The 11,776-nt window shown below is 70.0% G+C and carries 11 protein-coding genes; 9 read left to right on the top strand and 2 right to left on the bottom strand.

What is annotated here, in order from left to right; all coding sequences use genetic code 11:
- The first annotated feature begins 25 nt into the window (after positions 1 to 25).
- The 9 genes from D7X55_RS25785 to uraH all read left to right on the top strand — a co-directional run bounded on the left by D7X55_RS25785 (position 26) and on the right by uraH (position 9,067).
- Positions 26 to 1,279 (top strand): glycosyltransferase family 2 protein, encoded by a 1,254-nt coding sequence (locus D7X55_RS25785; protein ID WP_120551436.1) that lies wholly within the window; start codon positions 26 to 28, stop codon positions 1,277 to 1,279.
- Positions 1,276 to 2,376 (top strand): hypothetical protein, encoded by a 1,101-nt coding sequence (locus tag D7X55_RS25780; RefSeq protein WP_121724471.1) that lies wholly within the window; start codon positions 1,276 to 1,278, stop codon positions 2,374 to 2,376. The genes D7X55_RS25785 and D7X55_RS25780 overlap by 4 nt, the downstream gene beginning before the upstream one ends.
- 32 nt (positions 2,377 to 2,408) lie before the next feature.
- Complete coding sequence (locus D7X55_RS25775; RefSeq protein ID WP_120551438.1) at positions 2,409 to 3,536, top strand: hypothetical protein; 1,128 nt, start codon at positions 2,409 to 2,411, stop codon at positions 3,534 to 3,536.
- Positions 3,533 to 4,306 (top strand): hypothetical protein, encoded by a 774-nt coding sequence (locus D7X55_RS25770; protein ID WP_121724470.1) that lies wholly within the window; start codon positions 3,533 to 3,535, stop codon positions 4,304 to 4,306. Before D7X55_RS25775 ends, D7X55_RS25770 begins: the two co-directional genes overlap by 4 nt.
- 77 nt (positions 4,307 to 4,383) lie before the next feature.
- Positions 4,384 to 5,826: an NAD(P)-binding domain-containing protein gene (locus D7X55_RS25765; protein WP_120551440.1), complete on the top strand. Its 1,443-nt coding sequence runs from the start codon at positions 4,384 to 4,386 to the stop codon at positions 5,824 to 5,826.
- Positions 5,823 to 7,169 (top strand): allantoinase AllB, encoded by a 1,347-nt coding sequence (gene allB / locus D7X55_RS25760; RefSeq protein ID WP_121724469.1) that lies wholly within the window; start codon positions 5,823 to 5,825, stop codon positions 7,167 to 7,169. Before D7X55_RS25765 ends, allB begins: the two co-directional genes overlap by 4 nt.
- Before the next feature lie 28 nt (positions 7,170 to 7,197).
- Entirely contained in the window at positions 7,198 to 8,220 is a 1,023-nt protein-coding gene (gene alc, locus D7X55_RS25755; RefSeq protein WP_120551442.1) for an allantoicase, read from the top strand.
- On the top strand, positions 8,217 to 8,729 hold the full coding sequence (gene uraD, locus D7X55_RS25750) for a 2-oxo-4-hydroxy-4-carboxy-5-ureidoimidazoline decarboxylase (RefSeq protein ID WP_121724468.1): 513 nt from the start codon (positions 8,217 to 8,219) through the stop codon (positions 8,727 to 8,729). The genes alc and uraD overlap by 4 nt, the downstream gene beginning before the upstream one ends.
- Entirely contained in the window at positions 8,726 to 9,067 is a 342-nt protein-coding gene (uraH, locus tag D7X55_RS25745) for a hydroxyisourate hydrolase (RefSeq protein WP_120551444.1), read from the top strand. Before uraD ends, uraH begins: the two co-directional genes overlap by 4 nt.
- A gap of 6 nt (positions 9,068 to 9,073) precedes the next feature.
- Here the strand turns inward: uraH and D7X55_RS25740 are convergent, their stop codons facing one another.
- Both D7X55_RS25740 and D7X55_RS25735 read right to left on the bottom strand, forming a co-directional pair.
- Positions 9,074 to 10,723, bottom strand: a complete 1,650-nt coding sequence (locus D7X55_RS25740) for a Rieske 2Fe-2S domain-containing protein (RefSeq protein WP_120551445.1) — start codon at positions 10,721 to 10,723, stop codon at positions 9,074 to 9,076.
- Between the two features lie 251 nt (positions 10,724 to 10,974).
- Positions 10,975 to 11,776 (bottom strand): carbohydrate-binding protein (locus D7X55_RS25735; RefSeq protein ID WP_121724467.1); only part of this gene is annotated, 802 nt, incomplete at its 5' end.

The raw sequence follows: 11,776 nt of genomic DNA, 5'->3' as shown, positions 1-11,776 counted from the left end.
GGGCGTGAGGGGGCGTGCGGGGCCGATGGAACTGTTTCCCATCCATTTGCTGTTCATCGTCGTCTTGATGAACCGCTACATCCTCGGCCCCTTCCTGCGGCGGCTGAAGGGGCGGCGGTTCGAACGGGTGGATGACACCTACCGCCCCAGGGTCGCCATCGTCGTTCCGCTGTTCAACGAAGGCCAGGGCATCTACCACACGGTCAAGGCGCTGCTGGATCAGGACTATCCCAGCGAGCTGCTGGAGATCATCGTCGTGGATGACTGCTCGCGCGACGACAGCTTCGCGTGGGCCAGCAAGGCCGCGGAGGGCCACGCCAACGTCCGGGTGATGCGCAACCCGGAGAACATGGGCAAGCGCAAGGGCATCAACCGGGGCGTCCGCGCCGCGGAGGACGCGGAGATCATCGTCTCCGTGGACTCCGACGTGGTGGTGGAGAAGAGCGCCGTGCGCCAGCTCATCCGCCGCTTCGTGCACCCCAACGTCGCCGCGGTGGGCGGACGCACCTTCGTCAGCAACCGTCACCAGAACTGGCTGACGCGGATGATCGAAATCAAGTTCCACTTCGCCCAGAAGTGGCTGAAGGACCTGGAGCGCTCCTTCCGCCAGGTGATGTGCCTGTCCGGCTGTCTGACGGCGTATCGCCGGTCCGTGCTGCTGGAGCTGGAGCCCATCCTGGAGGCGCGCGCCATCGCGGGCATCCCCATCAAGTACGGCGAGGACCGCTTCCTCACGCGGCAGATCGTCAAGCACGACTACGAAACGGTCTACACGCTGGACGCGTACTGCTTCACCGCCGCGCCCTCCACGCTCGCGGGCTACTTCAGCCAGCAGCTGCGCTGGCGGCGCTCCAACCTGGTGGACCTCATCTGCGGCCTGTCGCACGCGTGGCGGCTGCACCCGGTCATCACCGTGCATTACGTGTCGCAGCTGGCGCTCTTGCTGTCGTACCCCGTGGTCATCGTCCACAACCTGCTCAACGGCGAGTTCTGGGACATCCTCGCGTTCCACTTCCTGGTGATTGGCCTGTTGGGCTTCATCTACCGGCTGGAGACGCGCTATCTGCCAGAGGACCGGCGCGTGCACCCGGTGAGCTTCCTGCCCATGGCGCTGCTCATGCCGGTGACGTACGCGCTCTTCACGCCGCTGGCCCTGCTGACGCTCGACTCCGGCAGCTGGGAGACGCGCGGCAGCCCCACGGTGGCCCCCGTCCCGGAGCCGGTCCCCGCCCCCGCGAAGCTCACGTCCAACTCCGCAGGCGAGGGAACCCCGTCATGAATCAACAGGTCGCCAACCGGCTCAACTCCGTCGCGGTGTCCGCGTACAAGTTCATGGGCTCGGTGCTCCTGGCGCTGATCCTCCTGGGCCTGATGTCGTTCCTCGCGGTGCAGGGCTTCTTCCTGTCGAACAGCAGCTGGGCCACGCCCACCATCCTGTCGCCCACCGACCCCAACGTGCTGTCGCTCAACGCGCAGGCGGCGCAGCAGGAATCGGAGCGGGACGGGCTGATGGCCCGGCGGCGCGAGGCGGCGGACAAGCTCCTGGAGGCCGAGCGGACCGTGGCCACGGAGCGCTCCTTCCAGCAGCGCTTCGTCGTGGCGCTCAAGGGGGAGAAGCGCGCGCGGGACAGGCTGGCGAAGCGGCTGTCCGCGCTGCGCCAGGAGTACCTGCGCACGGGCACGGAGATCGCCGAGTCCAACCGCGCGTACAGCGGCCTCGCGCGCACGCGCACGAACGCGCTCTACGGCGCGAAGCTGATGGAGCGCGAGGACGTGCTCACCACCAACCACCACCTGGCGCAGATGGCGCAGAGCAACCTGTCCCTGGCGCAGGAGACGGTGGACCTGGACATGCGCCTGGACACGCTGAGGCGCGAGAGCGAGGGGCTCACCGCCGCGGAGAACGGCCTGGGCCGCGACGACGTCTCCGAGGGCCTGACGACGGACACGCTTCTGCTGGAGCGGGAGTACACGCAGTCCGTGCTGGCGCTGGCCCGCGCGGAGGCGCAGCGCAAGAGCCTGGAGGCGGACGTGCGCGCGTTGGATGAGCGCATCCGCCGCTTCGATCACCTGCTCCAGGTGGTGCACGACTCGCCGTACCTCAAGGCGCTGGAGCAGAACCTCACCGTGGCCTTCGTGCCCTACGAGAACCTGCCCAACGCCCGGGCGGGCACGCCGCTCTACACCTGCGCGCTCAAGATTGTCTGGTGCCGCGAGGTGGGCGTGGTGGGCCCGGTGCTGGAAGGCGAGGTCACCCAGCAGCACCCCATCCGCCAGTACCACTTGCGAGGCGTGATGGTGGAGCTCCAGCTTCGCGACGCGCCGAGCGCGCGCGAGCCGCTGCTTCATCTGGGCCGGCCCCCGTTGATGCTGTGAGCCCCATCTTGGACAACGAAAGGAAGCGGCGGATGCGGACGAGCCTCGCGAGGGGAGCCCTGCTGGGGCTCGGGTTGTGGGCGGGCATGGCCCCGGCGCAGGAAGCGGGGACGGTGCGGGCCCGGGGCGACCTCGCGAAGGGCTACTGCGAGCGCGTGCGCGGCACCGCGAGCGCGCAGGCCGCGCTGGAGTGGGCGCCGGAGGTCTTCGGCAGCGTGGGCGCGGTGAACGCGGGCGACGCGGCGGGAGGCGCGGACGACTCGCCCCTGGGCTCGCCCAAGCTGCGCGTCACCGCGGGGCTGGGCTACGACTTCGTGGGCCTCTACCGGGGCCACACGCTGCGCACGCGCGCGGAGGCCGAGTGCCGGCGCTACCAGGCGCTCGCCGCGCTCCAGAGCGCCGTGGAGCAGGGCCCACGGCTGGGCGAGGCGGCGGCGCTGGAGGCTCGCGCGAAGGCGCTGGCCACGTCCCTGCCCCGCGCGGAACAGCTGGTGGCCCAGGTGCGCGACGACCTGCGCGACGGCGGCGCGACGCTGGAGGAGCTCAACGCCGTACAGGTGCGGTTGGATCACCTGCGCTCGCTGGCGCGCGACACGGCCCGGGCCCGTGAGCAGCTGGCGTTGGAGCCCGCGGTGCCGGAGGGGCAGAACCTGAGCGTGCTGCTCAGCGCCTTCGAGGCCGCGGATGATCAGGTCGAGGTCCTGACCGGCGGCCTGCGCACGGCGGACGCGTGGCGCCTGAGCGTGCGCGGCGGCTACGACGAGGTCTTCGACGTGGACCAGAGCACGCCCCTCTTCGGCCAGCTCACACTGGGCTACAACCTGGGCCAGCTGTGGCAGGGCCGGGCCAACGCCCAGGCCCGCGAGGGCCGCCGCCAGGAGACGCGCGACGCGGTGGACGGCGCGCCCCGGCGGGTGCGTCAGCTGCTGGGCGAGCTGCGCATCACCGAGCAGAGCGAGCGACAGCGACTGGGCGAGCTGTCCGCGCTGGTGTCGGACCTCCAGGGGCAGCTGCGCGAGGTGGAGCAACTGCAGACGCGGCAGGTGCGCCGCTTCCGCGACTACCTGCTGCTGGAGCTGGCGCGGCTCCAGGCCGAACAGGCCTATTTGAGCGCGCACCTGGAGACGCTCCGGTCGCTCCTGGGAGGCACGGGCCCATGAGCGATGCGAGACAGCAGCGGTGGGTGGCGCTCGGAACGTCGGGAGTGCTGATGCTGTGGGCGGGCGCCCTGTTCCTGAGCCACGGCGGCTGCAACAGATCGAGGAAGCCCATGTCCTCCCCCATGTCCTCCCCCGTGTCCTCCAACACGCGCGCGGATCCAACCGAGCCGAGGGAACTCGCCCCCGTCACACGGCGGCAGCTGCACGTCACGGAAGGCCAGATCGAAGACCTCCAGGAGGACGGGACCCGGTTCGCCATCGAGGGCCCACGTCAGCGCGCGGTCGTCCCGGAGACGACGGGCGACGAGGCGGAGCTGCGCTTCACCTGGCTGGGCACCACCGGGGACGTGGTTCCACTGGCGTCGGGCCAGAAGCGCGAACAGGTGGGGCTCAAGCTGCGCGCCCGGGATGGCTGCAACGTCATCTACGCCATGTGGCGCATCGCCCCGCCCGCGGGCATCGTGGTCAACTTCAAGCGCAACCCGGACGACCACGAGAGCGCCGAGTGCGGCAACGCCGGCTACACCACCGTGAGGCCGCGCTTCATGGAGCCCCTGGAGCGGCTGTCCCCCGGTGAGACGCACGTGCTGCGCGCGCGCATCCACGCGAGCGTGCTGACGGTGTACGCGGACGGCCAGCGCGTCTGGGAGGGACAGCTGCCCGCGGATGCGCTGAGTCTGGAAGGCCCCGCCGGCATGCGCACGGACAACGCCCGCGTGCGCTTCGAGCTGCGCGTGCCCCAGGCGGCCGGCCCCACCTCGCACCGCTGACGCGGCCGTCCGGAACCGGCCCCTGCCGGAGGGGGCCCCCTTGCATGGAAGATCCGGGCGTGGGTTGCTTGAGGCTGATGCCCGACCGCGACCCGCTGGCTTCGACGTTCCGTCCACCGCAGGGACTGGAGGCGTTGGAAGACGCCCTCCGCCGCGACCTGGACATCCTGTCCTACCCCGCGCGCGGCTGGGTGCCGCCCCGCTCGACGCCGGACGGACGTCCCATCCTGGACGTGCTGATCATCGGCGGAGGCCAGAGCGGACTGGGCGCCGCGTTCGGGCTGATGCGCGAGCGGGTGACGAACCTCTTGGTGCTGGATGACGGCAGGGACGGCTTCCACGGGCCCTGGAAGACGTTCGCGCGGATGATCACCCTGCGCACGCCCAAGTACCTCACCGGTCCGGACTACAACATCCCCAACCTCTCCTTCCGCGCCTGGTACGAAGCGCAGCACGGCGTGGAGGGCTTCCAGCAGGTGGCCCTCATCCCGAAGGAGCTGTGGGCGGATTACCTCCTCTGGTACCGCCGCGTGCTGGGCATCCCCGTGAAGTGCGGCACCAAGGCGGGCGCGCTGCACTGGCGCCAGGACCTGGACTGCTTCGAAGTGCCCGCCGCGCACAACGGCGAGACGGAGTTCCTCCTCGCGCGCAAGGTGGTGCTGGCCACCGGCATCGACGGCTCCGGCCGCTGGGACGCGCCTCCGGAGGTGCAGCCGCTGCCGCGCGCGCTGTGGGCGCACACGCATGACCCCATCGACTTCGAAGCGCTGAGGGGCAAGCGCATCGGTGTGCTGGGCGCGGGGGCCTCCGCGTTCGACAACGCCTCCGTGGCGCTGGAGACGGGCGCGGGCCAGGTGGACCTGTTCTACCGCCGCAAGAAGCTGCCCAACGTGAACCCCTACCGCTGGGCCGAGTTCGCGGGCTTCCTGCGCCACCATGGCGACCTGCCGGACGCGCAGCGCTGGCGCTTCATCCGGCAGATCATCGACATGGGCCAGCTGCCGCCGCGCGACACCTTCGAGCGTGCCCGCCGCCACCCGCACTTCCAGCTGCACGCGGAGAGCCCCTGGGTGGAGGTGAAGGCCCAGGACGGCCAGGCCGTGGTGCGCACGCCGCACGCGACGCACACGTTCGACTTCCTCATCATCGCGTCCGGCTTCACCACGGACCTGTCGCTGCGGCCGGAGCTGGCGGAGCTGCACCCGCACATCGCGCTGTGGAAGGACCGCTTCACGCCGCCGGAGAACGAACGGCACGCGGACCTCCTGCGCCACCCGTACCTGGGCCCGTCGTTCGAGTTCCAGGAGAAGCAGCCCGGCGGCGCGCCGTGGCTGAGCGGCGTGTTCAACTACACCTTCGGGTGCCTGCTCTCCCTGGGCTTCGGCGGTGCCAGCATCTCCGGCATGAAGTACAGCCTGCCCCGCCTGGTGGGCGGCATCACCAGGCAGCTCTACCTGGATGACAGCGAGCGCCACTTCCGCGCGCTCGCCGATTACGCGACGACGGAGTTCGAGACGTGAGTGCATCTGTAACCGTGTTTCGCAGCGAGCGCGTGGTGACGCCCGAGGGCACGCGCGCCGCGGCGGTGGTGGTGCGCGACGGGCGCATCGAGGGCATCCACGCGACGGTGGACGTGCCCAGGGACGCGCAGGTGGTGGACCTGGGCCGCGACGCGCTGTTGCCCGGCATCGTGGACAGCCACGCGCACATCAACGAGCCCGGCCGCACGGACTGGGAGGGCTTCGCCACGGCGACGGCCGCGGCGGCCGCGGGCGGCATCACCACCGTGGTGGACATGCCGCTCAACTCCATCCCCGCCACCACGTCCCTGGCCGCGCTGCGCACCAAGGCGGAGGCCGCGTCCGGCCAGTGCGCCATCGACTACGGCCTGTGGGGCGGCGTCATCCCCGGCAACGCGAACGAACTCCAGGCGATGGTCGACGCCGGTGCGCCGGGCTTCAAGTGCTTCCTCGTGCACTCGGGCGTGGACGAGTTCCCCGCCGCCACGCGCGAGGTGCTGGACGCGGCCATGCCCATCCTCGCGAAGGCCGGTGTGCCGCTGCTGGTCCACGCGGAGCTGACGGACCACGAGCCGCCCTTCGCGGGCGACGTGCGCGCGTACGCCAGCTACCTCGCGTCCCGCCCGGCCGCGTGGGAGGTGGACGCCATCCGGATGATGATCGACCTGTGCCGCAAGCACCGGGGCCCCGTGCACATCGTCCACCTGTCCGCCGCGGACGCGCTGGACGACATCGCGAAGGCCAAGGCGGAAGGGCTGCCCTTCACGGTGGAGACCTGCCCGCACTACCTGACCTTCACCGCGGAGGAGATTGAAGCCGGCGCGACCCACTTCAAGTGCGCCCCGCCCATCCGCGAGGCGGCGAATCGAGAGCGGCTGTGGGACGCGGTGAAGAGCGGCCTCATCGACCTGGTGGTGTCGGACCACTCGCCCTGCACGCCCGCGCTCAAGAAGCTGGAGGCCGGGGACTTCTCCGGCGCGTGGGGCGGCATCGCCGGATTGCAGCTCAGCGTGTCCGCGGTGTGGACGGGCATGCGCGCGCACGGCCTGGGCCTGGACGCGCTGGTGGACCGCATGGCGCACCGCACCGCGAAGCTGGCCGGACTGTCGGGGCGCAAAGGCGCCATCCGGCCCGGGCTGGACGCGGACTTCGTCGTCTTCGCCCCGGAGGCGCGCTTCAAGGTGGCGCCCGAGGACATCCGCCACCGGCACCGGCTGACGCCCTACGCCGGCCGCGAATTGGAAGGCCGGGTGATGAGGACATACCTGCGCGGTCAGCGTATCTTCGACGCCACCGAGGGACTGACGGGCCCGCGCATCGGGCAGTGGCTGCCGCGCGGATGAGCCCCGGCGGTCCGGGAGAGGAATACCGATGCAAGCCGAAGCACCCGGAGCGATGCACGTCGCCTTCGCCGACCTGATTGACCTCGCCGCACGCAAGGTGGGAGGCAAGGCCCTGCTGGCCAACGACGAGTTCTTCGCGCCCAAGGAGGCCATGCTGGAGCCCGGGCGCGGTGTCTTCATCGCGGACAAGTACACGGAGCGCGGCAAGTGGATGGACGGCTGGGAGACGCGCCGCAAGCGCGTGCCCGGCCATGACTGGTGCATCGTGAAGCTGGGCCTGCCCGGCGCCATCCACGGCATCGACGTGGACACCAACCACTTCATCGGCAACTTCCCCGAGTACGCCTCCCTGGACGCGTGCGAGGTGGAAGGAGATCCGTCGCCGGAGTCGCTGGCGGCGGACGTGTCGCGCTGGACGGAGCTGGTCCCCAAGCAGCGCCTGCGCGGCGGTTCGCGCAACCTCTTCGCCGTGGCGAACGAGCGGCGCTTCACGCACGTGCGCCTCAACATCTACCCGGACGGCGGCGTCGCGCGCCTGCGCGTGCACGGGCAGGTGCTGCCGGACTGGCACGCCCTGAAGAAGGCCGGCCTCGTGGACCTGGCGGCGGCGGCCAACGGCGGCTCCGTCGTCACCTGCAACGATCAGTTCTTCGGCACGAAGGACAACCTCATCTTCCCGGGCCGCGCGGCGAACATGGGCGAGGGCTGGGAGACGCGCCGCAAGCGCGTGCCGGGCTTCGACTGGATCGTCGTGAAGCTGGCCACCGCGGGCACGCTGCGCCGCGCGGAGGTGGACACCCACTTCTTCAAGGGCAACTTCCCGGACCGCTGCTCGCTGGAGGGCATCCACCTGGAGGAGCCGCTGCTGGACTTCGCCAACGCGACGCACCTCCAGTGGAAGGAGCTGCTGCCCCAGTCGAAGCTCCAGGCGGACCACTGCCACGTCTTCGAGAAGGAGCTGAAGGACGTGGGCCCCATCACCCACGTGCGCCTCAACATCTTCCCGGACGGCGGCGTCAGCCGGCTGCGCCTCTTCGGAGAGCCGGCGTGACCACGCCCCTGGAGCGCCTGAACACCGTGACGACGGAGGAGGCCACCCAGGCCCTCACCCGCTGCTGCGGCAGCACGAAGTGGGTGCAGCGGATGCTGGCCGTCCGCCCGTTCCGCGACGCGGAGCACCTGTACGCGGAGGCCGTGGACGCCTGGGCGCGCACGGGGCCGGAGGACTGGAAGGAGGCCTTCACGCACCACCCGCGCATCGGCGACGTGTCCAAGCTGCGGGAGAAGTTCGCCTCCACCGCGCAGTGGTCGTCGCAGGAGCAGAAGGGCGTGGCCGGCGCGGACGAAGGCGTGTTGCAGGCGCTGGCCCAGGGCAACCGCGACTACGAGTCCCGCTACGGCTTCATCTTCCTCGTCTGCGCCACGGGCAAGAGCGCCCGGGAGATGCTGGAGCTGCTCCAGGACCGCATGCACCACACCTCGGACGAGGAGCTGAAGATCGCGGCCGGGGAGCAGGCGAAGATCACCCGCATCCGACTGGAGAAGCTCCTCGCGTCATGAGCACCCTCAGCACGCATGTCCTGGACACGAGCACGGGCCGCCCCGCGGAAGGGCTCTCCCTCACGCTGGAGGCCCGCGCGGGTGAGGACTTCCGGGAGCTGTCCCGGGGCGTCACCAACGCGGATGGACGGGTGAAGGACCTGTCGGGCGCGAACACGAAGCTTGCGCCCGGCGTGTACCGCCTCACGTTCGACACCGGGGCCTGGTTCCAGGCCCGGGGGCAGCGGGGCTTCTACCCGTACGTTCAGGTCGTGTTCGAGGTCACGGCCACCGACGAGCACTACCACGTCCCGCTGCTCTTGAGCCCCTTCGGCTTCTCCACCTACCGGGGCAGCTGAAGGCCGTCAGACGCGCGGCGGTTCGACGGGCGCCTTGTCCACGGCGGGGAGCTTCTCCGCCGGGGCCTTGTCGCCGCCGCGCTCCACCCTCTCCACCGGCTTGTCCGCGACGGGCTCCGCGCAGAGCGTGGAGTTGTTCGTCTTGCACCCGCCGCCGTTCTGCAGGTCGAACTGCCAGCGGTGGCGCGGGCACACCACGTAGCGGCCCTCCTCCACCCAGCCTTCGGCCAGGTCCGCGCCCTGGTGCGGGCAGAAGCGCAGGATGGAGAAGCGCTTGCCGCCGGCCTCCACCACGGTGCGCTCCTTCTGGCTCTCCGTGGCGCGGATGCCGTCGCAGAACTCGCGGATGTCCTCCACCTCCACGCCCAGGAAGCCGTGCAGCACGGGCTCGTAGACGTCCGGGTTGCGCGACAGGCGCAGGCGGAAGGACAAGAGGAAGTCCTCCCAGTTCAGCTTCCGGTCCAGCACGCGCACGATGTCGCTCGCGTTCACCTTCATCGCGTAGCGGCTCTTGTCGCGCATCTCCGTCACTTCATCCACGCGGCGGTTCTTGAAGTCCACGCGCAACAGCCGCGTGGGCGCCTCCGTCAGCTCCACGTAGAGCGGCATGCCCACCCGGTCATGCAGATCCAGCAGGTCCAGCTTGCGCTGCAGCTCCGTGCGCAGGCGGCCGTGGATTTCGTCCACCTCCTCGCGCATCAGGTTGCGGCGGCGCTCGCGGAAGACGTAGGCCATGTCCTTCGCGTACGTGTGCAGGTAGTCCTGGAAGTTCTCCGTCGTCACGCGCTCCGGCACCTGGGACACGAACTCCAGCGAGCCCGCGTCCAGCACGTCCCCGGGCATGGGCTCCAGGTAGCGCGTGGGCAGCGTGGGCATGCGCTTCTCCAGGTAGGAGAAGAGCACCGGCGCGCGCGGGAAGATGTTCACGTCCTGGAAGTTCAGGTCGAAGAGCGCCGGATCCAGGAAGGCCGCCGGGCCCGCCGCCGCGATGTACGCGCGGGGCTGCACGACCTCCAGCGCGCGCGCGACCGCCTCGAACTTGCTGTCGCGCTTCTTCAGGCTGATGGCCGAGTACGTCTCCTTCGGGTACTCGTAGCAGGTGGGGTGCCAGATGGCGCCGGAGAACTGGGCGGAGAAGACGTCGATGGGCCCCTCCTCCGCGATGACGCGCACCAGCCGGTCATGCATCTTGCAGTCGTTGATGTTGAGGAAGCACTGCCCGTCCCCGCGCACCATCACGCTGGAGTCGCGGTTGGTGCCCTGCTCGGACACGAAGAGCTTGATGTAGCCGCCCTTGATGGGAATTTCGCGCGAGTCCTCGCACGCGATGACGCGCTTGCAGCCGTACTTCTCGAAGATGTCGCGCAGCTCAGAGCGGCGGAACTTCGGCACCAGCACCGTGAAGTCCCGCTTCGCGATGGTGGCCAGGAACTCCGGGTCGAAGTGATCCTTGTGCTCGTGGCTGATGTAGAGGAAGCGCTCCTTGCCCGGCGTCTCCAGCAGCTCCTTCACGCGCGGCGCCAGGTGGTGGTTGCGCGGCAGCTGCATCCACGCGGAGTCGAAGGCCCCCTGGGGCGTCAGCCACGGATCCATGACGACGAGCGCTCCGGCGGTCTCCACCGCGAAGCCCGCATGACCCAGGAAGGTGATCCGCATGAACGTCGTCCCTCGTGTGGAGGGGGCGGCCGGGAGGACCGCGCCCTGGCGTGAAAGTGCGCGGGCGGCCCATGGCCCCGGCGTCAGCTAGGCTGCGAAGCTAGGGCGTCTCTTTCCAGCGGCACCCCAGCGTGCCCCTCCTGTCGGAAAAGCCACGCACGTCACGTCGGGCGGCGAACAAAAAAGAGGGAGGCCCCTCTCGAGGCCTCCCTTACGTTTTCCACTTCAAAACACCGAGGCGTGCGGCCCGCCTAGGGCTGGATCTCCCGCACGCTCAGCCACTTGAAGTCCACGTCCGAGGCGTTGTCCCAGCGGAACGTGGCGATGGGGCCACCCCAGGTAATCGGCATGGCGCCCACGGAGCCGCCGCAGTGCTGGGCGTCACCGCCCCACTTCCCGTCGTCGGTCAGGTCGTAGACCTTCTTCCAGGTGACCTTGTCGGCGTTGTCGTTGAGGTACAGCTCCAGCTTCACGGCCTCGCCGCCGTTCGCGCCCGGGACGTTGTGCATCACGGCCTTGAAGCCCACCCAGCGGCCCTTCAGCGCGGAGGCGGCCGGCTTGTACGGCGCCTGGTCGTAGGACACGTGCCACGTCTCCTTCTCCCAGCGCACGCGGCCGTCGTAGTGCAGGCCGCCCTTGTAGCTGCTGCCCTCGCAGCCGGAGTGGTTGTCGTTGTGCTTCCCGCCGCGCGCGTACCAGGCGAAGTTGTCCTGGTTGTTGTTCACCGCGTTGACCTTCACGAAGCCGGTCATCTCGATGTTCTTCCAGTCGTTCGGCGCCTGCATGTAGCCGCGGCTCGCCAGCACGTCGCGGTCGTACGTGGGGATCTGCTTCGCGTCGTAGCCGGAGGCCGGGAAGGCGCTCATGCGCACCTTCGTGCTCTTCATCTTCCAGGAGCCGTCCGCGTTGCGCGTGATGGTGCCCTGCGGATCAAACCGCTTGTCCGCGGCCGCGTTCTCCGCGAGCTCCCAGGCCTCACCGCCCGGCTTGGTCGGGTACAGCATCGTCACGCCAAAGCCATCCACGCCCGAGGGCGCGGGGGCCGGGGTGTCC

Origin of the sequence: Corallococcus sp. AB049A, from assembly GCF_003668885.1 — a bacterium.
Lineage (GTDB): Bacteria > Myxococcota > Myxococcia > Myxococcales > Myxococcaceae > Corallococcus > Corallococcus interemptor.
This window is presented reverse-complemented; position numbering and strand designations above follow the sequence as displayed.

What these genes read in the sequence shown, in the direction of transcription:
- D7X55_RS25785 (WP_120551436.1), top strand. Translation starts at nt 26, where the DNA reads ATGGAACTGTTTCCCATCCATTTGCTGTTCATCGTCGTCTTGATGAAC.
- D7X55_RS25780 (WP_121724471.1), top strand. Translation starts at nt 1,276, where the DNA reads ATGAATCAACAGGTCGCCAACCGGCTCAACTCCGTCGCGGTGTCCGCG.
- D7X55_RS25775 (WP_120551438.1), top strand. Translation starts at nt 2,409, where the DNA reads ATGCGGACGAGCCTCGCGAGGGGAGCCCTGCTGGGGCTCGGGTTGTGG.
- D7X55_RS25770 (WP_121724470.1), top strand. Translation starts at nt 3,533, where the DNA reads ATGAGCGATGCGAGACAGCAGCGGTGGGTGGCGCTCGGAACGTCGGGA.
- D7X55_RS25765 (WP_120551440.1), top strand. Translation starts at nt 4,384, where the DNA reads ATGCCCGACCGCGACCCGCTGGCTTCGACGTTCCGTCCACCGCAGGGA.
- alc (WP_120551442.1), top strand. Translation starts at nt 7,198, where the DNA reads ATGCAAGCCGAAGCACCCGGAGCGATGCACGTCGCCTTCGCCGACCTG.
- uraH (WP_120551444.1), top strand. Translation starts at nt 8,726, where the DNA reads ATGAGCACCCTCAGCACGCATGTCCTGGACACGAGCACGGGCCGCCCC.
- D7X55_RS25740 (WP_120551445.1), bottom strand. Translation starts at nt 10,723, where the DNA reads ATGCGGATCACCTTCCTGGGTCATGCGGGCTTCGCGGTGGAGACCGCC.